This is a genomic window from Ruegeria sp. SATB027, assembly GCF_059613825.1.
In genome coordinates this window covers 31,515-55,246 of the sequence record NZ_JBXWTH010000032.1, presented here as the reverse complement: position 1 = coordinate 55,246, position 23,732 = coordinate 31,515, and the positions used below count along the sequence as shown (strand labels likewise).

The 23,732-nt window shown below is 57.6% G+C and carries 25 protein-coding genes; 9 read left to right on the top strand and 16 right to left on the bottom strand.

Annotated features, from left to right (window positions below; genetic code table 11):
• Positions 1 to 6 precede the first annotated feature (6 nt).
• Together AC2FPW_RS07895 and AC2FPW_RS07890 are read right to left on the bottom strand one after the other, a co-directional pair.
• Positions 7 to 993, bottom strand: a complete 987-nt coding sequence (locus tag AC2FPW_RS07895; protein ID WP_496813140.1) for an NAD(P)H-quinone oxidoreductase — start codon at positions 991 to 993, stop codon at positions 7 to 9.
• Between the two features lie 61 nt (positions 994 to 1,054).
• Positions 1,055 to 1,747, bottom strand: a complete 693-nt coding sequence (locus AC2FPW_RS07890; protein ID WP_267365542.1) for a COQ9 family protein — start codon at positions 1,745 to 1,747, stop codon at positions 1,055 to 1,057.
• Between the two features lie 111 nt (positions 1,748 to 1,858).
• Here AC2FPW_RS07890 and rpsU point away from each other — a divergent pair, with 111 nt between their 5' ends.
• Both rpsU and AC2FPW_RS07880 read left to right on the top strand, forming a co-directional pair.
• The gene (gene rpsU, locus AC2FPW_RS07885; RefSeq protein WP_005614280.1) at positions 1,859 to 2,065 is read left to right on the top strand and encodes a 30S ribosomal protein S21; all 207 of its coding nucleotides are present in this window, start codon (positions 1,859 to 1,861) and stop codon (positions 2,063 to 2,065) included.
• 297 nt (positions 2,066 to 2,362) lie between these two features.
• Positions 2,363 to 3,490 carry a CAP domain-containing protein gene (locus tag AC2FPW_RS07880; RefSeq protein WP_496813139.1) on the top strand — a complete coding sequence of 376 codons (1,128 nt, stop codon included), beginning with the start codon at positions 2,363 to 2,365 and terminating at the stop codon, positions 3,488 to 3,490.
• A 48-nt stretch (positions 3,491 to 3,538) separates the two neighbouring features.
• Here AC2FPW_RS07880 and ppk2 read toward each other — a convergent pair whose 3' ends face one another.
• Positions 3,539 to 4,477 carry a polyphosphate kinase 2 gene (gene ppk2 / locus AC2FPW_RS07875; RefSeq protein WP_496813138.1) on the bottom strand — a complete coding sequence of 313 codons (939 nt, stop codon included), beginning with the start codon at positions 4,475 to 4,477 and terminating at the stop codon, positions 3,539 to 3,541.
• 252 nt (positions 4,478 to 4,729) lie between these two features.
• Here ppk2 and AC2FPW_RS07870 point away from each other — a divergent pair, with 252 nt between their 5' ends.
• Positions 4,730 to 5,569 carry a CPBP family intramembrane glutamic endopeptidase gene (locus AC2FPW_RS07870; protein ID WP_496813136.1) on the top strand — a complete coding sequence of 280 codons (840 nt, stop codon included), beginning with the start codon at positions 4,730 to 4,732 and terminating at the stop codon, positions 5,567 to 5,569.
• Between the two features lie 3 nt (positions 5,570 to 5,572).
• Here the strand turns inward: AC2FPW_RS07870 and AC2FPW_RS07865 are convergent, their stop codons facing one another.
• Positions 5,573 to 6,031: an Lrp/AsnC family transcriptional regulator gene (locus AC2FPW_RS07865; protein WP_209506641.1), complete on the bottom strand. Its 459-nt coding sequence runs from the start codon at positions 6,029 to 6,031 to the stop codon at positions 5,573 to 5,575.
• A 135-nt stretch (positions 6,032 to 6,166) separates the two neighbouring features.
• On the opposite strand from AC2FPW_RS07865, the gene ald reads away from it, so the two are divergent.
• Positions 6,167 to 7,285, top strand: a complete 1,119-nt coding sequence (gene ald, locus AC2FPW_RS07860) for an alanine dehydrogenase (protein WP_267366958.1) — start codon at positions 6,167 to 6,169, stop codon at positions 7,283 to 7,285.
• A gap of 161 nt (positions 7,286 to 7,446) precedes the next feature.
• On the opposite strand, the gene AC2FPW_RS07855 is transcribed toward ald, so the two are convergent.
• On the bottom strand, positions 7,447 to 8,235 hold the full coding sequence (locus AC2FPW_RS07855) for a mechanosensitive ion channel family protein (protein ID WP_496813296.1): 789 nt from the start codon (positions 8,233 to 8,235) through the stop codon (positions 7,447 to 7,449).
• 130 nt (positions 8,236 to 8,365) lie between these two features.
• Positions 8,366 to 8,794: a large conductance mechanosensitive channel protein MscL gene (mscL, locus tag AC2FPW_RS07850; protein ID WP_496813134.1), complete on the bottom strand. Its 429-nt coding sequence runs from the start codon at positions 8,792 to 8,794 to the stop codon at positions 8,366 to 8,368.
• A gap of 142 nt (positions 8,795 to 8,936) precedes the next feature.
• Between mscL and AC2FPW_RS07845 the strand changes: the two genes are divergently transcribed.
• A complete protein-coding gene (locus tag AC2FPW_RS07845; RefSeq protein ID WP_496813133.1) occupies positions 8,937 to 9,635 on the top strand; it encodes a glutathione S-transferase family protein in 699 nt (232 codons plus the stop codon).
• Between the two features lie 47 nt (positions 9,636 to 9,682).
• On the opposite strand, the gene AC2FPW_RS07840 is transcribed toward AC2FPW_RS07845, so the two are convergent.
• A complete protein-coding gene (locus tag AC2FPW_RS07840; protein ID WP_480545861.1) occupies positions 9,683 to 10,132 on the bottom strand; it encodes a YtoQ family protein in 450 nt (149 codons plus the stop codon).
• A gap of 74 nt (positions 10,133 to 10,206) precedes the next feature.
• Positions 10,207 to 10,839 carry a methyltransferase domain-containing protein gene (locus tag AC2FPW_RS07835; protein WP_480483021.1) on the bottom strand — a complete coding sequence of 211 codons (633 nt, stop codon included), beginning with the start codon at positions 10,837 to 10,839 and terminating at the stop codon, positions 10,207 to 10,209.
• 86 nt (positions 10,840 to 10,925) lie between these two features.
• On the opposite strand from AC2FPW_RS07835, the gene AC2FPW_RS07830 reads away from it, so the two are divergent.
• The gene (locus tag AC2FPW_RS07830) at positions 10,926 to 11,810 is read left to right on the top strand and encodes a LysR family transcriptional regulator (protein WP_496813132.1); all 885 of its coding nucleotides are present in this window, start codon (positions 10,926 to 10,928) and stop codon (positions 11,808 to 11,810) included.
• Positions 11,811 to 11,853: 43 nt separating this feature from the next.
• Here AC2FPW_RS07830 and pheT read toward each other — a convergent pair whose 3' ends face one another.
• From pheT to AC2FPW_RS07790, 8 genes are all read right to left on the bottom strand, one after another.
• On the bottom strand, positions 11,854 to 14,250 hold the full coding sequence (gene pheT / locus AC2FPW_RS07825; RefSeq protein ID WP_496813131.1) for a phenylalanine--tRNA ligase subunit beta: 2,397 nt from the start codon (positions 14,248 to 14,250) through the stop codon (positions 11,854 to 11,856).
• A 78-nt stretch (positions 14,251 to 14,328) separates the two neighbouring features.
• The gene (locus tag AC2FPW_RS07820) at positions 14,329 to 15,135 is read right to left on the bottom strand and encodes a CE1 family esterase (protein ID WP_496813130.1); all 807 of its coding nucleotides are present in this window, start codon (positions 15,133 to 15,135) and stop codon (positions 14,329 to 14,331) included.
• A 389-nt stretch (positions 15,136 to 15,524) separates the two neighbouring features.
• Positions 15,525 to 15,770 carry a hypothetical protein gene (locus AC2FPW_RS07815; RefSeq protein WP_496813129.1) on the bottom strand — a complete coding sequence of 82 codons (246 nt, stop codon included), beginning with the start codon at positions 15,768 to 15,770 and terminating at the stop codon, positions 15,525 to 15,527.
• Positions 15,771 to 16,844 carry a phenylalanine--tRNA ligase subunit alpha gene (gene pheS, locus AC2FPW_RS07810; RefSeq protein WP_480919786.1) on the bottom strand — a complete coding sequence of 358 codons (1,074 nt, stop codon included), beginning with the start codon at positions 16,842 to 16,844 and terminating at the stop codon, positions 15,771 to 15,773.
• A gap of 71 nt (positions 16,845 to 16,915) precedes the next feature.
• Positions 16,916 to 18,286: a glutamate--cysteine ligase gene (locus AC2FPW_RS07805; protein ID WP_267365439.1), complete on the bottom strand. Its 1,371-nt coding sequence runs from the start codon at positions 18,284 to 18,286 to the stop codon at positions 16,916 to 16,918.
• 66 nt (positions 18,287 to 18,352) lie between these two features.
• On the bottom strand, positions 18,353 to 18,880 hold the full coding sequence (locus AC2FPW_RS07800; protein WP_267365438.1) for a hypothetical protein: 528 nt from the start codon (positions 18,878 to 18,880) through the stop codon (positions 18,353 to 18,355).
• A complete protein-coding gene (locus AC2FPW_RS07795; RefSeq protein ID WP_496813128.1) occupies positions 18,877 to 19,722 on the bottom strand; it encodes a GNAT family N-acetyltransferase in 846 nt (281 codons plus the stop codon). Before AC2FPW_RS07795 ends, AC2FPW_RS07800 begins: the two co-directional genes overlap by 4 nt.
• Positions 19,719 to 20,444 (bottom strand): 16S rRNA (uracil(1498)-N(3))-methyltransferase, encoded by a 726-nt coding sequence (locus AC2FPW_RS07790; protein WP_480832394.1) that lies wholly within the window; start codon positions 20,442 to 20,444, stop codon positions 19,719 to 19,721. The genes AC2FPW_RS07795 and AC2FPW_RS07790 overlap by 4 nt, the downstream gene beginning before the upstream one ends.
• A gap of 11 nt (positions 20,445 to 20,455) precedes the next feature.
• Here AC2FPW_RS07790 and ubiA point away from each other — a divergent pair, with 11 nt between their 5' ends.
• From ubiA to AC2FPW_RS07775, 3 genes are all read left to right on the top strand, one after another.
• Positions 20,456 to 21,418 (top strand): 4-hydroxybenzoate octaprenyltransferase, encoded by a 963-nt coding sequence (gene ubiA / locus AC2FPW_RS07785; protein ID WP_496813127.1) that lies wholly within the window; start codon positions 20,456 to 20,458, stop codon positions 21,416 to 21,418.
• A gap of 64 nt (positions 21,419 to 21,482) precedes the next feature.
• On the top strand, positions 21,483 to 23,402 hold the full coding sequence (locus AC2FPW_RS07780; RefSeq protein ID WP_496813125.1) for an OmpA family protein: 1,920 nt from the start codon (positions 21,483 to 21,485) through the stop codon (positions 23,400 to 23,402).
• Position 23,403: 1 nt separating this feature from the next.
• Positions 23,404 to 23,724 carry a hypothetical protein gene (locus tag AC2FPW_RS07775; protein WP_267365430.1) on the top strand — a complete coding sequence of 107 codons (321 nt, stop codon included), beginning with the start codon at positions 23,404 to 23,406 and terminating at the stop codon, positions 23,722 to 23,724.
• The last annotated feature ends 8 nt before the right edge of the window (positions 23,725 to 23,732 follow it).

Genomic DNA, 23,732 nt, shown 5'->3' with positions numbered 1-23,732 from the left:
CAAAACTCAACCCGCGATCTTCAGAACAATCTTGCCAATATGGCCCGAGGTTTCCATGCGCGCATGGGCGGCGGCTGCCTCGGTCAGATCAAACTCGCTGTCCATCACGGGCGCAACTTTTCCGGCTTCCAAAAGAGGCCAGACAGCTTCGCGCAGGTCCTGCGCGATTTGCGCCTTGGCCAGATCGCTTTGAGGGCGCAAGGTGCTGCCGGTCAGGGTCAGGCGCTTGACCATCATCAGGGCAAAGTTCAGCTCGACCACAGGCCCTTGCAGAAACGCGATTTGCACCAGCCGCCCATCCTCGGCCAGAGCTTTGACGTTGCGCGGAATGTAATCACCGCCGACCATATCAAGGATCAGGTTTGCCCCACCTTCGGCGCGCATGGCTGCTACGAAATCCTCGTTTCGATAGTTGATCGCCTTTTCCGCGCCCAGCTTGACGCAAGCCTCACATTTCTCATCCGACCCAGCCGTGGCGAAAACGCGCGCGCCAAAGGCATTGGCCAGTTGGATTGCCGTCGTACCAATCCCGCTGGACCCACCGTGAACCAAAAAGCGTTCACCTGCCTTCAACCCGCCACGCATGAACACGTTGGACCAAACTGTAAAGAAGGTCTCGGGCAGACACGCTGCCTCTTTCATTCCCATACCTGCAGGCACTGGCAAACAATGGGCCGCTGGGGTCGAAACGTATTCCGCATATCCTCCGCCCGGCAGCAGTGCGCAGACCCGATCGCCGACAGACAGTCCTTCAACCCCCGCACCGACTGAAACCACTTCGCCCGAAGCCTCAAGCCCCGGCAGGTCGCTGGCACCCGGCGGCGGATCGTAAGCGCCCGCGCGTTGCAAAGCGTCGGGGCGGTTCACCCCGGCATAGGCCACTTTCAATACAACCTGTCCGGCCCCCGGCCTAGGGATAGGCCGTTCGGTCAGCTGCAAAACATCGGGACCACCCGGTTGAGTGATCTCAACAGCACGCATCATCTGGGTCATAGGCACCTCCTTTGCCCAATGCCTAGCAGGCATCAGAGGCAAGGCCCAGCACCAAGACGCGTTACTTTCTGGGGTTCAACATGCCCGGCAGATCACCCCGCATCTTGGACGGTGCCCTCACCTGACCCGCCAGCCAGTTCGGAACTGCAAGAAAGGGTTTCAACACCGGGTTGTCACGCACCTGAGCCTTGAGCTTTTCGAACTCCATGACATTTGCAATCCGGCGATCCAGAAACTCCCACGTGCGCTGATGGTTCGGGCTGTCATCGCCCAGCCAGAACAGCAAGGTCGAGGAATAGACCCCCGACAAGGTTGCCCGTTTGGTGTACCAGTTCACATCTTCTGACGTATCGCCCAGCGTGTCCCAGATCAGATCGCAGGTCTGCCATAACGCCTTGGCCCCATCGGCCGCATATGCTGGCAGGGAAAACAGCGTCATGCCCCGGCGCACCAGCTCTTTGTCTTCAACAGCCTGCAACCGGAACCTGACCGCAGCGGCAATCCTGTCGCGGAATTTTAGCCCGCTCATGTCCTCGGACCTGAGGCGGTCCAGCATCACCTGATCGCCGCGCGCATGAAAGGCCAGTGCCAGATCAACCGCCCCGCGCGGGCAGATTGCACGTGCCAAACCGTCATCCAGACCACAATCGGATACCGAGGCGCGAAAGCTGGTTTCTGACCAGCCGTCGAAAGGAACATGGTTCAGCATCGCGTCCAAAAGCTGCCGTTTTGCATCTTCATATGTGGTGGTCATGACGGTTCTCCGGTTGTCAGGCCCAGTACTAGACAAGTTAGGGCGGCTTTGCTATACGGCCAACTCCTGCAATTTCCTTGCAACTCTATCTAGAAAGGTGGTGACAACCACATGCAGGTTAGTGTTCGCGACAATAACGTCGATCAGGCGCTTCGTGCCCTGAAGAAAAAGCTGCAGCGCGAAGGCGTGTTCCGTGAAATGAAGCTCAAGCAACATTTCGAAAAACCGTCCGAGAAAAAAGCGCGCGAGAAAGCTGAAGCGATTCGCCGTGCCCGTAAACTGGCGCGCAAGAAAGCCCAGCGCGAAGGTCTGCTTTAAGATCTTTGATTTCGTCCAGCTTTGGATGACACTATTTGACGACCCCCGAGGCATGGCCCGGGGGTTTGTCGTTTCAGGGCTCGGATACAATCCGCCGACTCGTTGTTCAGGTTGTGCGGCAAGCTGCCAATTCCGTACAGGCAGTGTTTTGCCCGGCGCTTTGCAGCGCAGCGAATCTCGTCTCGGTAGCATCGCGCCGCCAAAACTCGCCTGAATTGCGCCGCCCTCTATCGCCCCCGACATCCCCGCCTCTAAGTGAGCCCGTCCGCAAGGACACAAACACAAACGGAGGCAAATATGTCGACTGCAAGTACATACGAACGTGAGATGTTGGCGCTGATAAACCAGGAGCGCACATCCCGCGGGCTCAACCCGCTGCAACTTGAAACGCAGCTGAACGACTCGTCCGAAGATCACAGCACCTGGATGCTGAATACAGACACCTTCAGCCACACCGGTTCAGGCGGTTCCAGCGCAACCCAGCGGATGCAAAACGCGGGGTTCGATCTTGAAGGAAGCTGGCGCACCGGGGAAAACATCGCATGGCAGTCCGAACGCGGCGCGCCGGGTATCAGCGACGATGTCGCCCAGTTGCATCAAAACCTGATGAACAGCCCGGGTCACCGCGCCAATATCCTGAACCCGGATTTCAAGTATATCGGGATCGGGATCGAAACCGGTGACATGCAGGGCTTCGATGCCGTGATGGTCACGCAAAACTTTGCCGCAACCGACGCGGCTGTCATGCTGGACAACGGCAATACAAACGCCCCGCCCGTTCCTCCGACAACACCGGACGTGGTTGCCGAGCCCGAGGAACCAGAAACCGAAACCCCGGATACTGACGTCACCGAGACAGAAGAGCCTGGGACTGAGACCCCCGGAACCGAGGAACCGACACCCGAGACTCCGGACACCGATGTCACAGAGACGGAAGAGCCGGACCCCGAGACACCTGATACCGACGTCACTGAGACCGAAGAACCGGAACCTGAAACCCCAGGTACCGAGGAACCAACACCCGAAACACCGGACACTGACGTAACCGAAACTGAAGAACCGGAACCTGAAGCGCCGGATACTGACGTCACCGAAACCGAAGACCCGCAACCTGAAACGCCCGATACTGAAGTCGTCGATGGTGGTGAGCCGGAAGCCTTCTGCTTTGACATTCAGGCATTTCTGGATGAAATCGCCAGCTTCCTTGAAAACCTGCAAGCGCAGTTTGACGAGTTTGATTGGCGCGACGACATGAATGACGGCACTGATGTGGCAGATGTCGACGATGTCGACATCATGCCGACCATAGATACCACTCCAGAGACCGAGATTGAGCCTGTCAACACCGAAACGGCCGAAGACGACGGCTGCGATGTCTTCATGATCAATATCTTCACCCATGACTGCATGATGGATGCAGCCTGATCACTTGAAATTGTGCGAGGTCGGCCCTGCCGGCCTCGCATGCGTTGCTCAGTAAATCTTTGGGACGTAAAGCTCGTCTGGCAATACCCGCCGCTCGTATTCAGGATTGTACCGCCGGTCAGGCAAATTGACCTTTTCCTGTGGCACGTCTTCGTAGGGGATTCTTGTCAACAGATGCTCGATACAATTCAGACGTTCGCGTTTCTTGTCATTGCCCTCAACGATATACCACGGTGCTTCTGGTATGTTGGTTCGAAACAACATGTCTTCCTTGGCCTTCGTGTACGCCTCCCAGCGAATGCGGGATTCAAGATCCATCGGTGACAGTTTCCACTGTTTCATCGGATCGTGAATACGCATGAGGAACCGCAGTTGTTGCTCTTCATCCGTGATCGAGAACCAGTATTTCAGCAGAATGATCCCTGACCGCACCAGCATCCGTTCAAATTCGGGAACGTCCTGAAAGAACTGTTCAACCTGATCCTCGGACGCAAAGCCCATCACTCGCTCAACCCCCGCCCTGTTGTACCACGAGCGGTCGAACAAGACGATTTCACCCGCAGCAGGCAGATGCGGCACGTAGCGTTGAAAATACCATTGGCTCTGCTCGCGGCGACTGGGGGCTGGCAGAGCGACCACACGGGCGACACGGGGGTTCAGGCGCTGCGTGATCCGTTTGATCACGCCCCCCTTGCCCGCACTATCACGGCCTTCAAACAGGATACAAACCTTGGCGCCAGTGTGCTGAACCCAATCCTGCACCTTGATCAACTCGGCCTGCAACCGCAGCAGGTTTCGGAAATAGACTTTGCGATCCAGCATTTCGGGGTGCTGGTCCCGATAGATTTTGCGGACTTCCATCGACAGCATAGGCTCGCTGAATTCGATCTCGAAATCTTCATCCAGCGTGTCTTCCAATTCGGCCTCAAGCCAGTCCTTGGTGCCCCCATCGTTCTCGTAAGCCAAGATCAGCTCCTTCTCAGTCATCGGGTTCAAACCATATCGGGCCTGTGTAACCGCCTGATGTCATCAGATAAATCGAAGCCGATCCTTTGCAGCAGTCTATATCGGAAATCAGGGTCTGGACGGGTATATGGTCTTTAACCCGAATGTGTACGTCTGGCCCAAAGGATACAAGCACAAGAATTGACACAAGGCGCCAATCACGCGCTTTCAGGTTGCTTGCATTGCCTTGTTTTTGTGCGGCATGACTGGGTCCACAATTCAGACGAGAACGCCGTGACGTATTTCTTTTCGACATTGCCGGTCACCTGGCCCTGGCTGATCTTGATCACGGCGCAAGTCGCGGCGATGGGGCGACGAACCGGACTTGCGTTTGCCCTGCTGATTCTGTTCGTCAGTGTCGCCTCGGTTACCGGGCTGATGTCACCGACAGCAATGGTGACGGTGGCGCTTGGTCTGATCGTGGCCTTCTTCCTCCCACGCCGGACAGGTCTGCTGGCTATTGCGGGGCATACGCTGTTGATCCTGTGGTGCCTGGCATTGGGGGCACATCTGTTGCCAGGATTCAACAATTTGAAACTGCTGGATCAGGTGCAGGCAAGTGCCTCGAGCACAAGTTTCACACTGCACCTGAATCTGGACAAACCCATGGTCTTCTTTGCCGTTCTTTTGGCTTGGCCCGGAATGCTGAACAGCCCAATCCAGACCAGAATAAGACCTTTGCTAGCGGGTTTTCTGATTCTGCCCGGCCTGTTTCTGCTGGGTCTATCGCTGGGCGCCGTGCGCGTGGACCTCTCAGCCCCTTATTGGTGGCTGGTATTTTGCCTGTCCAACCTGTTTCTGACTTGTCTTACAGAAGAGGCGTTCTTTCGCGGCTACTTGCAGTCGGCCATTACCTTGCGCCTTGGGGCAACAGGCGGTCTGGTCGCTGCCAGCCTGCTCTTTGGATTGGCGCATATCGGCGGAGGACCCGCGCTTGTGGTATTCGCATCCCTTCTCGGGCTGGGGTGCGGGTTGGGATATTTTGCAACCGGTCGGCTTTGGGTGCCTGTTGCGATGCATTTCGGGTTCAATCTGACCCACCTGCTGCTGTTCACCTATCCCGGCCCGTTATGACGATCAGACCGGCAAGGCCGTGGTCTTGAACACGGTACGCAGCGCAAATGAACTTTGCATCTGCGCCACCCCAGGCAAGCGCGACAGGTATTGCCGGTGGATACGCGCGAAATCTTCTGTGTTTTCCGCCACGACCTTCAGAATGTAGTCTGCGGTTCCGGCCATCAGATGGCACTCCAGCACATCTGGTATTCGGGCCACCGCCTTTTCGAACACATCCAGAACCTCTTCGGCCTGGCCTTGTAGCGTGATCTCGACAAAGACGGTGGTAGGCACGTTCATTTTCCGCGCATCCAGCAGAGCCACATAGTTGCGGATATAGCCGTCAACCTCCAACCGTTGAACGCGGCGGTGGCACGCAGATGGAGACAGGTTGACCTGTTCAGACAGTTCCGAATTCGACATCCGGCCATTCTTCTGAAGTGCGGCCAGAATCTTTCGATCAGTCGTGTCCAGGCTCATTCCTGCAATTCCTTTGCGAGTTTTTTGAATAGTACGGGAAATTCTTCCAAAGAAAAGTCTACTGACACGTTTTCTTTCACAGAAATTGCGCCACGAAATGCACATAATTTAAGCAGCTTATGAACGGAGAGCCCAATGAAAATCGGTTGCCCCAAGGAAATCAAACCTCAGGAATTCCGCGTCGGGATGACGCCCAATGCTGCTCAGGAAGCGGTCGCTCGCGGACACCAAGTCCTGATCGAGTCCGGCGCGGGCATCGGCGCAGGTTTCGACAATGACGCCTATGTCGCCGCAGGCGCGCAAATTATCGACACCGCGGAAGAGGTGTTTGCCACCGCCGACATGATCGTCAAGGTCAAGGAACCGCAGGCCGTGGAACGCAAGATGCTGCGTGAAGACCAGCTGCTGTTCACCTATCTGCACCTGGCTCCGGACCCGGATCAAACACATGACCTGCTGGAATCAGGTTGTACCGCAATTGCCTACGAAACCGTAACGGATGCCAACGGCGGCCTGCCGCTGCTGGCACCTATGTCCGAGGTCGCCGGTCGTCTGGCCCCTCAGGTCGGATCCTGGACCCTGCAGAAGGCCAATGGCGGCCGTGGGGTTCTGATGGGTGGCGTTCCCGGCGTCGGCCCGGCCAAAGTGGTTGTGATTGGCGGCGGTGTCGTCGGGACACACGCGGCCAAGATTGCCGCCGGAATGGGGGCTGATGTTACCGTTCTGGATCGGTCGCTGCCGCGTCTGCGCTACTTGGACGATGTCTTTGGTGGAACTTTCAAGAACCAGTATTCGACAGCAGGCGCGACCGCTGAACTGATCCAGGACGCCGATATGGTCATCGGTGCTGTTCTGATCCCCGGCGCAGCCGCACCGAAACTGGTGTCGCGCGCTCAACTGTCGACGATGAAACCCGGCGCAGTACTGGTGGATGTCGCCATCGACCAAGGCGGGTGCTTTGAAACGTCAAAAGCCACCACCCATGCCGATCCGATCTACGATGTCGATGGCATTATGCATTACTGCGTTGCCAACATGCCGGGCGCTGTTGCGCGCACCTCGACCATCGCACTGGGCAATGCCACGATGCCGTTCATGCTGTCGCTGGCCGACAAGGGATGGAAACAGGCATGTCAGGACGATCCGCACCTGCTGGAAGGTCTGAACGTTCATGCTGGTAAACTGACCTACTATGCCGTTGGCAAGGCCCTTGGCATCGACGTCGTTTCGCCAAACGTGGTGGTCAAATCGTAAGCGCCTCCACTCCTGAAGTTGCCTGTTGACGGCAATTCACAGGGTGGCGCGGTCGGTACCGAACCGACGACTTTCACAAAAAAGGGCACCGGGTTTCAGCGCGGTGCCCTTTTCAATACGCGGAAAGGATGAATGCTCGCCCAAACAATGGGCGCCAGCTGTCACCCCTGTTTCTGAATTTCGACCGAATGCGGATACGGAATCGAAACACCTTTGGCGTCAAACGCCTCTTTCACCACCTTCGTAAGCTCGAACTTGACGTCCCAGTAATCGGCTGCCGCACACCATAGCCGCGCAGTCAGATCGACTGAGCTGTCGCCCAGATTCGTGACCCGCACCCAGGGTTCAGGATCGCTGTGAATGCGCTGGTCGGCCTTGGCGACATCCAGAATGATCTGCATGGCGGTATCTGCGCTGTCCCCGTAATCAATTCCAAACACCAGATCGACACGACGTGTGTCGTGGGCTGAATAATTGGTTATGATCGACCCCCATGCCTGACCGTTTGGAACAATGATCTGCACGTTGTCGGGAGTCACAAGCTCGGTCGTGAACAGGCTCAGATCCATAACGGTTCCTGCCGTGCCACCGATATCCACATACTGTCCAAGCTTGTAGGGTCGGAAAACCACCAACATCACACCGGCCGCAAGATCACTCAGTGTACCCTGAAGTGCCAACCCAACAGCCAGTGACGCAGCGCCCAGAATGGCGACGATACTGGTGGCTTCTATCCCGAAGATCCCCAGAACTGCGACCAGAACTATGGCCAGAATTGCCCACTTGATCACACTGGCGGCAAAATTTCCGAGTGTCGGGTCGATCTGCGGCGTTCTGTTGATCCGGCGGCGTACAACACCCGCGATCATTCGGGCGGCGATCCAACCCAGAACAAGAACGATCAGAGCCTTCGCTGCATTCAAGGCAATGGGCAAGTATTGATTGGCCATACCAATCGCCTGCTCAGCCAAGTCGGCGGTTTGTTCCATCTCGAATTTCCTCGTGTTTTCTGTTCATCAATTCTAATAAAACAGGCTCCGCGATAGGTACGGAGCCCGATGTAATAACAGAATTACTGGTCTACTTCTTCAAAGCGTCCCGGATTTCCATCAGGATGTCCAGTTCGCTAGGACCTGTGGGCGCCTCTTCAGCCGCTTCTTCCTCTGCTTCAGCAGCGTCTTTGACCTTATTCACCATTTTTACCAGCATGAAGACGACCCAGGCGATGATCAGGAAATTGATGATTGCCATTATGAAAGCACCATAGGCAAAGACGGATGCGCCTGCTTCACGTGCCGCGTCAAGGCTGGCACCTTCGGCCACGTCGCCTGCAAGAACGGCGTAATTGTTCGTAAAGTCGATACCCCCTGTGAACAATCCAATAAGCGGATTGATCAGATCGCCCACCAACGAGGTAACAATTGCGGTAAACGCAGCACCGATAATGATACCGACCGCCATGTCCATGACATTGCCCTTGGCAATGAATGTCTTGAATTCTTCCAGCATAGCATCCCTCTTGTTTTCTAAGACCACGCTTCTGTTCACGCATGAGCGCATAGGAATTGTGCGTTAAACGCATGAATAAGGGTATGTTTTTTAGGGGAAAGCCACCCTATTTTTCCCCAAATGGCATTTCTCAGGAGTTACCATGTCTCAACTTGCGCCTTTTTTCGTAACCGACAGATGGCCTGCAAAAGATCCCAAGGTCCTTCAACTCTACTCCTATCCAACGCCAAACGGCGTCAAAGCCTCGATCATGCTTGAGGAAACCGGCCTGCCCTATGAGGCACATCTGGTGACCCTGGCGGACTCGGATGTCAAAAGTCCCGAGTTCCTGTCGCTGAACCCGAACAACAAGATCCCGGCGATAATCGACCCCAACGGACCCGACGGTGCACCGCTGTCCCTGTTCGAAAGCGGTGCGATCCTGCTGTATCTGGCCGAGAAAACGGGCAAGTTCCTCGGCCAAACCGCAGCAGACAAGCACCGGATCACCCAATGGCTGATGTTTCAGATGGGCGGCATCGGGCCAATGTTTGGCCAGCTCGGATTTTTCTACAAATTCGCTGGCAGCGCGATAGAAGATCCGCGCCCGCGCGAGCGTTACATCAACGAAGCCAAGCGCCTGCTGAACGTGGTGAATACGCAACTGGAAGGACAAGACTGGATCGCTGGCGAATATTCCATCGCGGATATCGCGCTTGCCCCGTGGCTGAATGCACTGGATTTCTATGGCGCGAAGGATGTGGTTGATTGGGACGGCTATTCCAATGTCGTCGCTTACGTTGATCGTTTCTTCCAACGCCCAGCGGTTCAGCGCGGCAAAGCCATACCGGCACGAGACTGATAACAGTTGAAAGAAAGGGGGCGCCAAACCGGCGCCCCTTTTATCGATCAGCCGGGCAGGGCGCCTGTCAGCACGTAACGCAGAATTTCGACCACCTGAGCGGGTTCTTCCGCCACGGCCAGTGCGGCGGCATCAACTTCTTTCAGCGCGTGCTGATGATCCGGACCGTGCAGAACGATGATGGACTTGCCCAGTGCTGCAGCATAACCCGCGTCAAAGGCGGCGTTCCACTGTTTGTACTTGTCACCAAACCTGACGACGACAACATCCGCATCCGCAATCCCCTTGCGTGTTCGGATCGCATTGACCATCGCTCCCTTGTGGTCGTGCCAATACTTGTTCGGCTCAGCCCCCAGAATGGCCACACCACAATCATCACTGGCCGCGTGATCGGTAACGGGGCTGTTGAAGGTCACGTCCAACCCTTGCGCTCCATCGATGATCTGTTCACGCCAGTCGGTGTGGATTTCTCCGGAAAGATAAACGTTTAGGCCCATGGCAAACTCCGATGTTGTTCCCGCCCAATTTAAGGGTCCCACACCCAAAGCCCAACGCGGATTTCGGAAAAACCTTACATTTTACGAGCCACTAGGAATCGGCGGGCGTCACGTATTGGGAAACTGTCGCTCTCGATGATGCTGAACCCGGCGCGTTCAAGGGCCGCATCAAGATCCGCCTCAGACAGGAATTGCACAAACGGAGCCTTACCAAAGAACTGCATGATCGGAAGCGCGAGACGAATAGCGTAATACTTCAGGCTCGCCGCGCTGGACGGCCGGCAAAAAGTTTTCGAAATAAACAGTCCGCCCGGTTTAAGGACCGAATGTATTTGGCTCAATGTCAGATCCAGATCCTCGACCAGATGCAAAAGATTGAATGCCAGCGCCGCATCAAATGAACCCTCAGGCGGTCGATTTGCATCAGCCTCGGCAAAGGTGACGTTTTCGATGCTTTGCGAAGCGGCGTTTCGACGTCCAACGGCCAACATACCGGGGGACACGTCGGTTGCAGTGATAGATCCTACATATCCGGACAGCTTCAGAGCAGTCATGCCTGTGCCGCACCCAAGTTCCAGAACATCATCGGATTTCTTCAGGTAAGACGCTGTCCGTTCCAGCGTATGCTCGTACGAAGCCATATCTTTGATGGGCGAGCGGGCATATTTCTCGGCCACTCCATCCCAGAATTTCGCAGTGGTGGTCATTGAGGAGTCTCCTTTCGGCGAGAATTTATTCATGCGCAGACCGAATATAAATTGCCGAAATTTGCAGGTTTACTATACATTTTTGTATGAATAAGTTTGGCGATTTTGATTGGAACCACATCCGGGCCTTTCTGGCGACGGCTGAAACCGGGTCATTTTCCGCAGCGGCACGGCAGCTACGGCAAACCCAGCCTACGCTGAGTCGTCAGATAGCAGCGCTTGAACAGGACTTGGGTGTGATGCTGTTTGAACGGGCTGGCAGAACTCTTGAGATCACTCAGGCCGGATTGGAGCTGCTGGATCATACACGCAAAATGGGGGACGCGGCCAATCGCATTGCGCTGACGGCGTCCGGACAGGCTCAATCCATTGAAGGCCGGGTTCGCATCACCGCCAGTGACGTGATGTCAGCCTATGTCTTGCCCGACCTGCTGCGCGAAATCCGGGCGCAAGCCCCGCGCCTGCGGATTAACGTGATTGCCTCAAACGATATTCAGGATCTTATGCGGCGCGAGGCAGATATCGCGATCCGCCATGTCCGCCCTGATCAACCCGACCTAATCGCGAAGCTGGTACAGGAGGCGTCCGGGCATTTCTATGCAACCACAGAGTATCTCAACCGTGCGGGACGCCCGAAATCAAAGCAGGACCTTTCACGGCATGAGTTCATCAGCTTCGGCGACAACAATCAGATGATCGCCTATCTGAAACCGCTTGGCATTCACCTGACCAACGAGAATTTCCGGCTTGGGTCTCAGAACGGAATAGTGGCTTGGGAATACGCCAAACAAGGCTTTGGCATAGCGCCCATGTCGCAGACCGTCGGTGATGCGGCACCAGGTATGGAGCGTGTGTGCCCCGGGATGGAAGCTATCACATTTCCGATCTGGCTGACCACGCATCGCGAGTTGCACACCAGCCGCCGCATCCGGCTGGTCTATGACTTACTGACCAAGTTCCTGTCCAAATAAAAAACGCGCCCGAAGGCGCGCTTTTCATTGGAGCCTCAGAGCTCTAACCGCGAAGGACCCCACCCGTCGCCTTGGCAACCTTGGCAATGATCTTCTCGGCTACGGCTTCGATGTCCTTTTCCTTCAGCGTCGCCTCAGTCGGTTGCAGACGCACGGTAATGGCAAGAGACTTCTTGCCTTCGCCAAGGCTGCCACCAATGAATTCGTCAAAGACACGCACGCCCTCAATCAGTGCCTTGTCGGCACCTGCGGCTGCGTTTACCAACGTCAGCGCTTCGACATCGGCATCGACAACAAAGGCAAAATCACGCTCGACCGCCTGCAAGTCGCGTAGCTCCAGCGCAGCGCGGGTGGCACCGGATTTTCGGGGCAAAGGCACTTCGTCCGGCCAGATGGTGAATGCCATTACCGGACCTTTTATGTCCATCGCCTGCAAAACGCGCGGGTGCAACTCTCCGAAGACAGCCAGTACTTTTTTCGGACCCAGACAGATTTTGCCATGACGACCCGGATGCCACCATGGATCGCCGTCGCGCAGAATCTGAACCTTTTCGGGCGCGCCAATGGCGGCCAGAACAGCCTCGACATCTGCCTTGGCGTCGAACACGTCCACTGGGCGCGCAGCACCATGCACATCCTTGAGGCCAGAACGTCCTACCAGCAGACCGGTGATCTGGGTTTTCTGATCACCCGGCTCGCCATTGTGAAAGACCGGACCGACCTCGAACAGGGCGACATCCGCGAATCCGCGCGCCTGATTGCGGGCCGCAGCCTGCAACAGGCCGGGCAACAGATCGGGGCGCATATGGCTCATCTCGGATGAGATCGGGTTTTCCAGCATGGTCGTAGTATCGCCACCACCGAACAAAGCCGCCGAAGCCTGATCAATGAACGTATAACTGACGCATTCGTTATAACCCAGCGCTGCGCATGTACGGCGCGCCATGGACTGACGGCGCTGCGCCGGGGTCATTACCGGTTTCGGTATCCCCTCGGTCACGCGCGGCAGCGGCCTGCCTTGCAGCTTTGTCAAGGAAGCAATCCGCGCGACTTCTTCCACCAGATCAGCCTCGCCCAGGATATCCGGGCGCCAGCTGGGGACATGGGCCATCTCGCCTTCCAGACGAAAGCCCAGACGGGTCAGGGTCTGTCGCTGTTCGCTTTCGGGAATATCCATCCCGACCAGAGACTGCACCCTTTCCGCATTCAGCTTGTAGGCGCGCGCATGGTTCGGCGCTTTGCCAGCCTCAACCACGTTGGAGGCTTCTCCGCCGCAGATATCCAGGATCATCTGGGTCGCGTGTTCCAGCCCCTCGCGGGTGTATTCCGGGTCAACACCGCGCTCGAACCGATAGCGCGCGTCGGAATTGATCTTGAGCGCACGGCCTGTGAGCGCGATTTGCACATGATCCCAGAACGCGCTTTCGAGGAAAACGTTTACCGTTTCCTCGGTACATCCGGTTTCCTCACCGCCCATGATGCCTGCAATCGATTCCGGGCCTTTGTCATCCGAAATCACCATCATTCCGGGTTGCAGCGTGTATTCTTTTTCATCCAGCGCAACCAGCGTCTCGCCGCCTTTGGCCCGGTGCACCCGCAGGTTGCCCTGCACCTTGTCGGCGTCGAACACGTGCAACGGGCGGTTGTGATCGTAGGTCATGTAATTGGTGATATCCACCAGCGCCGAGATCGGACGCAGACCTATGGCCTTCAACTGATCCTGCAGCCATTGCGGGCTGGGGCCATTCTTCACGCCACGGATCAAACGGCCGGTGAAATGCGGCGCTCCGTCCAGCGTGTCTTCTTCGATTGACACCTTGATCGGACACTCGAAATCACCCGGAACAGACGTATAATCACGCTGCTTCAACGTGCCAATTCCACGCGCGGCCAGATCGCGCGCAATCCCTTCAACCCCCAGCGCATCCGGGCGGTTCGGAGTGATCGCGATTTCGATCATCGGGTCGACTTTGGATGGGTCGTTTTCCGCAAGCCAGTCCACGAATGTATCACCCACTTCGCCCGAGGGCAGTTCGATGATGCCGTCATGTTCATCCGACAGCTCCAGCTCACGCTCGGACGCCATCATGCCAAAGCTCTCGATACCGCGGATCTTGCCGACGCTGATGGTCAGGTCCAGGCCAGGGATGTACATGCCCGGTTTGCAGACCACGACGGTGATCCCTTCACGCGCATTGGGCGCACCGCAAATAATCTGTAGCTCGCCCTCGTCCGTATCGACCTTGCAAACGCGCAGCTTGTCTGCGTCGGGGTGTTTTTCGGCGTGTTTCACATAGCCCAGCGTAAAGCCTGCCAGCCGTTCGGCCGGGTTCACGATCTCTTCGACCTCAAGCCCGAGATCGGTCAGCGCCTCGGCGATTTCATCAACCGAAGCATCAGTGTCGAGGTGGTCTTTCAGCCAGGACAGAGTGAATTTCATTGCACGGGGCCTTTTTTGGCAAACATCCAGTCGGCACAGGCAATGGCAAAGAATGCGCCGGGGTGCAAGCTCTGCGCGTCACGGATACGTGGGGGTGCGGCCCAAAAGCTCATCCAGCTGCCATCCGATCCAGCCATGGGGGATGAAATGCCCGCCGGGATGCGTGTCCAGCACCACCTGCCCCTGCGTGCAATCGGTCCATTCCACTCGGCTAAGGGTCAGGAACGGTTCCACACTCCAATCACCCCGCGGGGTGGCTGCATCGCAGCCGTATTTCTCGCGCCACAGCGCCACCGGATACGTTGTATCGCCACCCGGACCAAACGGGAAATCCATCACAGTGTCATCTGTCCCATGGACATGCCGCACTTCTCGCGGGGCTTGCGGGCAGTTTTCGGTCTGGCGGAGTGTTCCGGCCACACCCAGCAGTGCTGCAATATCATCGCCGGTTTCACAGACAAAGCGCCACGCCATCGCGCTGCCATAGGAGTAGCCTGATACATAGATGCGGGTCGCGTCGATCGGATAGCGCCGGGAGACATCCTCTAGCACCCGGTCGGCAAAAGGCACATCATCCGAGCTTGCGGACCAGAAATCCCAGCTTTTGCCCAAACCGTTCGGGGCCACCAGCAGCACACCCCGACGTTTCGTGGCCCCGGCAATCCGTTCGTGGTTCACCACCATGGTCCCCTGCCGCGCCCAACCGTGGAAATGCAGCAGCACAGGCAGAGGTGTTTCACCATCCCAACCCTCAGGTTCCAGCACATGGTACGAGCGATCACCGAGCTCGCACGCGGTATCGCCGTGGCATTCGGTTTTCCAGGGACCCATGGCAAAGGCAGGCGAGGCCATCAGCAGGAGAAGGCAGAGCAATCGACAGATCATGCGCCCGACCCTAACGAGGCATTCCGCCCTGTCACTTAACATATCGGTGTGGTCCGAACGTAGGCCGGGCTTCAGCCCGGCACCCACCCATCGCACATGGCGGGCTGAAGCCCGCCCTACATAAGGTCAAGACATCAAGCCGCGCTATCGCCAGACCGCGGGATGGCGATCCTTGGGTTGTAGTGGGCAGTTTATGCGGGCCAAATCCGAGTGCTGTTTGAGCGTTGCACTGTCAGAGACAAATCGCCAGCCCGTGCGGGCGGTGTCGTCCATTGGGCTTGAACCAATGGCGCCGCAAAGAACGACCGATAGTGCGGCGGCCTATCGGCCTTTGCTCCGCGCCTTTTTGCCCAGTTTTTTCGCCGCGTCCTGAACATTTGAGATGCGGTTTACTTTTCGCGCTTGTCTAAGAACTGAATTCCCAGCCGTATGTAGCCGACAAACAGACCTGGAATAGCTGCCAACATGATCACGAAGCCAAAAACGACGGACAATGGGCCAAAAAGTGCCATTGCAATGTTGGTCATTACAATCGGTCCAACGAGCAAACCAAGCACCCACCACAAGGGTGCGCTATTTACTTGATCACTCCACCAATCGAAGTAGCGCGCCAGATATACACCCAGCGGATACATTTACCTACTCAAACCACCATGCAGGTTCGGCATATCCAGCGCTGCAAACCCGTAGTGGCGCAGCCAGCGCAGGTCGCTATCAAAGAACGCCCGCAAATCCGGAATGCCGTATTTCAGCATCGCCAGACGGTCGATCCCGATGCCAAACGCAAAGCCCTGATAAACCTCGGGATCAATTCCACCGGCAGCGATCACCTTGGGGTGGACCATGCCCGAGCCCAGAATCTCCATCCAGTCGTCACCCTCGCCGATCTTCAGCTGGCCGTTATCCCATGAACAGCGGATATCGACCTCGGCCGATGGCTCGGTGAAGGGGAAGTGCGAGGCGCGGAACCGTAGCTCGACATCGTCGACCTCAAAGAAGGCTTTCACGAACTCTTCCAGAACCCATTTCAGGTTCGCCATCGAGATGTCCTTGTCGATGGCCAGCCCCTCGACCTGATGGAACATCGGTGTATGGGTCTGGTCGTAGTCAGCGCGGTACACGCCGCCCGGACAGATCACGCGGATCGGCGCGCCCTGTTTCTCCATCGACCGGATCTGTACCGGAGACGTATGTGTGCGCAGCACGTGCGGCGGGCGATTGTCGCCTTCGGCGCGGTGCATATAGAACGTGTCCATCTCGGCCCGCGCGGGGTGGTGACCGGGGATGTTCAGCGCGTCGAAATTGTACCAGTCGTCTTCAACACGCGGCCCTTCGGCCACCGAGAAGCCCAGTTCAGCAAAGATCGCGGTCAGTTCCTCGGTCGCCTGGCTGATCGGGTGGATTGATCCCTGACGGCGCGGGCGGGTCGGCAGGGTGACGTCCAGCCATTCGGTGCGCAGGCGCTCATCCAGTGCAGCATCGGCCAGCGCGGCTTTCTTGGCGGACAGCGCCGAGTTGATCTCATCCTTCAGGGCATTCAGCGCCGGGCCTGCGACCTGACGTTCCTCGGGTGTCATCTTGCCCAGCTCGCGCATCTTCAGCGCGACCTCGCCTTTTTTGCCAACAGCCGCGACGCGGATCGCCTCAAGCGCGTTTTCGTCGCCTGCCTCGGCGATTTGGCCCAGATACTTTGCCTTAAGATCGTCCATGACGGCCCTCTGAATTTGGTCGAGAACCTGCTATCGGCCCCGCCCCGCGATTGCAAGCGGGACGGTGCGCATCAATAGCTGTATTCGGGATAAATCCGGGTCAGGTCGCCATTCCAGTCGCCATTGTAGTGTTCCAGCAACTCATCTGCCGGAACCTTGCCGGTGTCGATGCTTTCCTTCAGCGCGTTCAGGAAATGCGTCTCATCCGGGACCAGCCCACCGGCACCGGGGCGCGCGCGGGCTTTCAGGCCCGCCTCGGAGATTGCCACAACTTCACGCGCCAAATCATGCATGTTGACGTTACCAACCTGCGCCTGAAGCCCGTCTTTGGCTGCCGCAACACGCAGCCCCTCGCGCGTTTCAGCATCCCAGCCCTTGACCAGATCCCACGCCGCATCCAGCGCGGTTTGGTCATAGGTCAGCCCGACCCAGAAGGCGGGCAAGGCGCAAAGCCGTCGCCAAGGGCCACCATCCGCGCCGCGCATCTCCATGAACTTCTTGATCCGCGCTTCGGGGAAGGCCGTTGTCAGGTGATCGGCCCAATCCGACAGGGTCGGCGTTTCACCCGGCAATGCAGGCAACTCACCCTTGAGGAAATCTCGGAACGACATGCCCAGCGCATTGATGTACTGCCCGTCGCGGTAGACGAAATACATCGGCACATCGAGCGCGTATTGGACATAGCGTTCGAATCCAAAGCCATCCTCGAACACGAAGGGCAACATGCCCGTGCGCGCATCGTCCAGATGTCGCCAGATATGGCTGCGCCAGCTTTTCTGGCCGTTCACTTTACCTTCGAAGAACGGAGAATTGGCAAACAGCGCCGTCGCTACCGGCTGCAATGCCAGCGCCACGCGCAGTTTCTGTACCATGTCGGCCTCGGACCCGAAGTCGATATTGACCTGAACGGTACACGTCCGCCGCATCATGGCGCGGCCCATGGTGCCGACTTTTTCCATATAATCGTTCATCAGCCGATACCGCCCCTTGGGCATCAGCGGCATCTGGTCATGCGTCCAGATCGGCGCCGCGCCCAGACCGATGAATCCCACACCGATCTCATCGGCGATATCCTTCACCTCGCGCAGGTGAGTGTTCACCTCATCGCAGGTTTCATGGATCGTCTCCAGAGGGGCACCTGACAGCTCCAGCGCGCCACCCGGTTCAAGGCTGACATTTGCGCCGTCCTTTTCAAGACCGATCAGATGACCGGATTCACGGACCTCTCCCCAGCCGTGGCGATCCCGCAACCCCTCCAACACGGCGACAATGGATCGCTTTCCTTCAAAAGGCAGAGGTTTCAGCGTGTCCTTGCAATAGCCGAATTTCTCATGCTCGGTGCCGATGCGCCAATCTTGCTTGGGTTTGCAACCCGATTCCAGATATTCGGCCAGTTGTTCATGGCGTTCGATCGGACCGCCGCCGGACTGAGGGATGGACATGAACCGTGCTCCGATCCTGCTGTGTCTGTTTTGAAGGTCAAGTGGTGGTCGTAAATGGCGCCAGTGTCAATGCAACGGCAGATGCGCCGGGCGCGACGGTGTACGTTCCCAGATAACGACCGGATGCTGCGATTTGCCGTTGAGTTCCGACAGCATTTGCTCGGTTTTGAGGCCCGGCAGGTTTGAGAATACGTCGAACAATGCCTCGGCTCCTTCTGCATTCACAGGAATGTGAAGCGCTGGCTGGCCCGGCTGATCCAGAACCCAATGTGCGGGGTCGGAGGTCGGGTCAAGGGCCAGACGCTCAATTTCGCGGGACGCGACGATGCCACCGTCCAAGGGGCCCAGATAAGTGATCTGACCTTCATCAATCGTCACGACACCTTGCCCGCCCACACCTGTTCTGAAGCGCGCGCGCTGTATGCCAATCACGGCCAAAGCCGCTGACACGACAATCAGAAACCAGCCTATCCAGGCCAACAGCCCACCCGGCCCGCTGATCCAGCTCAGACCAAGGATCAGGACAAAAGCCGCAACCAGAACCTCGCGCCAACGCCAAAGCGCCAGTTTTGCCTCGGGTCGGATGAAACTCATGAAAGCACCCTTTGCGGTTCCTGCAGCAAAGCGACCTTGTACCATCCCACCTGTTGGAACCCAATCGCCTCATAGGCACGGGCGGCAGGTGTGTTGTTCGCAAACAGGATCGCGGCCGCCGCGCCCTCGGATTTTGCTTTCTGCATCAATGCGGTCGTGACCCGTCGACCCAGGCCACGATTTCTGTTTTTACGTGGAACAAAAACACCACCGACCTGAACTTGGTCGTGAACCCTGGCATTTACAGACGCCATGGCAACCGGCGCGTCGCCTTCCATCAGGACAATCGCCCTGCCTGCGGTCAATTCCGCCTCGACGCGCTCTGCCGCCAGCTCACGCGCCTCTTCGCCTGCGGCCTGTCCGGTATCCTCGATGTAATCCGCGAACCAAGTGTGCAGTCTTGACCGATCCTCGGCGCGCAAATCGCGATATGGAACAGGTGCCTCAGTCAGACCTCGCAAGTCACGTCGATAAAGCGGTTCATCGTGATTCAACCGGTACTTCGCCTGCCCCAATCCCAAAGCGCCCAACGTCAGCTCGACCTGAGGTGCATCCCCCGTCATACCCAAAACGGTTTCGCCTTCGATCATCCGCGCGAAACACTCGACAGCTTCGGTTTCGGCGTTGGGCAATTGAACCATCAGATAGCCCTTCTTGCTGAGCCCAAAGACACCCTGAACCTGATCCTCACCCCAGATGAAGTAGCGGCTGGAATATTCATTCGCATTCAACCCCACCCCGTGGGCCGCCAAATTGCTGCGCAAAAACATTGAACTGTCAGGGTAGCAGGACAGAAACATCTCTAGCGCCGGGGCATCCGATTGAACCGCCTCGCGAATCACGACCAATCCCCCAATGCCTGCTGCCACATGGTCAACGCGGCCACCGCCGCTGTATCCGCCCGCAGAATACGCGGGCCAAGACTGACCACATGCGCATAAGGTAAAGCCGACAGCCGCGCACGCTCAGCGTTGGAGAACCCGCCTTCCGGGCCGATGAGAATCGCCCAGGGGCGCCCTTTTTCATTCGTTGCCAGCCGCAGGGCCGAGCCGACCTCGGCCTCGTTGCAGAACATCAACTGCCGACCTTCAGGCCAGGTATTCAGCACACGGTCCAGCCGCTGAAGGTCTGCCACCTCGGGCACGTAGGTTCCACCGCATTGTTCAGCTGCTTCGACTGCATGAGCCTGAAGCCGGTCTTGCCGGATACGGTCTGCGTTGGTGAATTCAGTCTGAACTGGCAGGATGCGAGCCGCGCCCATTTCAGCGGCTTTTTCTACAATGAAGTCGGTGCGCGCCTTTTTGATCGGCGCAAACAGGAACCACAGATCGGGGGGCAGCTGCAAAGGTTTGGTCTGCCTGACACAGGTCAGAGCGCCACCGCGTTTTCCGGACTCGGCCACCTCGGCCAGCCACTCTCCATCTTTGCCGTTAAACAGCGCCACTGCTCCGCCAACCGGCAGTCGCATGACGCCAAACAGATAGTGCGCCTGATCGCGCGTCAAAGGAACCGATTGCCCCTGACCCAAGGGCTGCTCTACATACAGTCTGATTTTCGCACTCATGAGACCTACATATGCAAGGCAATGCCCCAACACCAGATGGTCAAGTCGCCGATGCCGTCACCGGCAACTGGGTCGACACATATGCCCCAGCCTTTGCCCGACCGTATCTGCGCCTCAGCCGCGCGGACCGGCCCATCGGCACATGGCTGTTGCTGCTTCCATGTTGGTGGGGGCTGGCGCTGGCCATCCTGCATGACGGTCAACCGCGTTGGGAAGATCTGTGGATTGCCCTAGGCTGCGCATTCGGAGCTTTTTTGATGCGGGGTGCCGGTTGCACGTGGAATGATATTACAGACCGGGAATTCGACGCACAGGTTGAACGCACACGCTCGCGCCCGATACCGTCGGGGCAAGTCAGTGTCCGGCAAGCTGCGGCTTGGATGATACTGCAAAGCCTTCTGGCGCTTGGCATTCTTCTCAGCTTCAATCAGGCGGCAATTGCCATGGGTGTGTTATCTTTGCTGCCGGTGACCGTTTATCCGTTTGCCAAGCAGTTTACCTGGTGGCCTCAGGTTTTTCTGGGGCTGGCCTTCAACTGGGGCGCATTACTGGCCTGGACGGCGCATAGCGGGTCGCTCGGCTGGCCTGCTGTCACGCTGTACCTGTCCGGCATCGCCTGGACCCTGTTCTATGACACGATCTATGCACATCAGGATACCGAGGATGATGAACTGGTCGGCATCAAATCCACCGCGCGCCTGTTCGGCACCGACACGGCGAAATGGCTGAAGTATTTTCTGGTCGCAACAGTATCGCTGATGGGGCTGGCCATTATTGATGCCGGGGTGCCTGACGCGTCAATTCTGGCGTTGGGGGTCGCGCTTTGCGGCCCCTGGGCCATGGGCTGGCACATGATGTGGCAATTGCGCGGGCTTGATACCGAAGACAACGCCAAGCTGCTGCTGCTGTTTCGGGCCAACCGCGATACCGGCTTTATTCCGCTGATCTTCCTTTGCGTCGCCTTGTTGCTCTGATTGCACCCGCTGAACGGGGCCTGTAAAGATCGGCGCAAACGCCTGAGGAGTGCCAAACCCAAACATGCGTCTGCCGTATTTTATCGCTGTTTCCCTGATCTTTCTTGTATCAGCTGGCCTGTCACTTCTGGCGGCCAGCTATGCTGTTACCGAGATCGAAGAATCATCGGAACTCGCTGTACGGCGCTCGCTGGACCTGAAAGGACACGATTGGGCCGAGGTCGAAGCCGATGGTTTGCGGGTGGTCCTGACCGGTACAGCGCCAGATGAAGCGACCCGCTTTAACGCTCTGACCGCCGCGGGAACCGAAGTTGATACATCCCGCGTAATCGACGAAATGGAGGTTATCGCAACTTCCGCCCTCGCAGCACCGCGCTTTTCGGTAGAAATCCTGCGAAATGACAGTGGAATTTCGGTGATAGGTCTGATCCCGGCCAGTGAGAACAGGGATAAGCTGATCCAACGGCTTGGCAATCTGGACAGATCTGTTGCCATTTCGGACCTGATGGAAACAGCAGATTACCCGAAGCCCAAAGGGTGGGATGCCGCAATATCTTACGCGTTGGAGGCCCTGACCCACCTGCCCCGCGCCAAAATTTCCGCCAACCCGGATCTGGTCAGGATCACGGCAATTGCCAACAGTCAGCAAGAAAAACAAAAACTGGAACGCGACCTGACCCGCAGGGCACCGCCCAGTCTGCGGGTTGGGCTGGCGATTTCGGCACCTCGCCCGGTCGTCACACCTTTTACTTTGCGTTACCTGATCGACGAAGAAGGCGGGCATTTTGACGCCTGCTCGGCGCAGGATGAGAAGGCACGTGACCGAATCGTGGCCGCCGCGAAAAACGCCGGGTTGACGGGGCCTTATTCCTGCACCGTCGCCTTGGGCGAACCATCACCACGCTGGCCAGAAGCAGCCGAGAAAAGCATTCAGGCGCTGTTCCGGATAGGCCAGGGTTCGGTCACCATGTCAGACGCGGACATTACCCTGATCGCAGCGGAGGGAACCGATCCTGCGGTGTTCGACCGGGTTGTGGGCGAGCTTGAAACCGAGCTGCCTGCGGTCTTCGCCTTGCACGCCGTATTGCCCGAGCCTGAGACAACGAACCCAAATGGCCCGGTCGAGTTCTCGGCCACCCGCAGCCCTGAAGGGCTGGTGCAATTGCGCGGACGGCTGGGTGATGAAACTCTGCGCGACATGGTCGACAGCTACGCGCGCGCGGCCTTTGGATCCGATCAGGTATATACTGCCACCCGCATCGTTTCGGATCTCCCGGCGGACTGGCCTGTACGTGTTCTGGCCGGTCTGGAGGCTTTGGGTCAGCTCCACAACGGCGTATTGACCGTAACACCCGATACGGTCGAACTGATCGGCCTCAGCCACGAAGAAGACGCCAAGGCCCGCATCGCAGGTCAATTGTCCGACAAGTTGGGCGAGGGGCAGGAATACACCCTGACCATCACCTATCAGCCCCCACCGGAACCCGAGGACGCCCTGCCCGACCCGGAAGTCTGCGAGGCCCAAATTGCTGAAATTCAGGCCACCAGCAAAATCGCCTTTGAGCCCGGATCGGCCACGATTGCATCAGACTCGCGCGATGTGGTGAACCAGATTGCGGATATCCTGCGCGACTGCGGTCCGATCCGTATGGAGATTCAGGGCCACACAGACAGTCAGGGCCGTGAAGAGATGAACCAACAACTCAGCCAGGCGCGGGCGCAATCCATTCTGAACGAGCTGCGCGGGCGGCGCATTCCTACCAGCAGCTACACCGCTGTGGGGTATGGGGAAACGCAACCCATCGCTGACAACGACACCGAAGAGGGCCGGGAAGAAAACCGCCGGATCGAGTTCCGTCTAATCCGCCCTGAGCCTGTTGAGAGTAGTGAAACAGGCCTTGAAGCGCTTGAGGCCGAGGCTGCGACTTCCGCAGAGGACCAAACCGACACGACCGCACCAGATGCGGATGCAGGGGACCAGTAAGTTGAACAGAACAGAATTCGTCATTGTAACTGCCATTATCCTGTTCGCCGCCTTCTGCATGGGCTGGTTTGCCAACTGGTTGGCGCACCGCCTGTCCCGAGTAAGTCAAAGCGACGTTGCCGATCTGGATCGGATGAGTCAGGAGTTGCACGAGGCGGAGGAAACCCGCGATCAGGCCATCACCTATTTGCAGCAACGTGAGGCCGAATTGACAAACCAGCTAACCCAGACAGAGGCCGAGCTGGCAGCTGCTATGGATGGCCTGCGGGCCGCGCGTCAGGAGGCCGAAGAACTGCGCGGACGGATCAACAACGCGGATTAAGCATACGA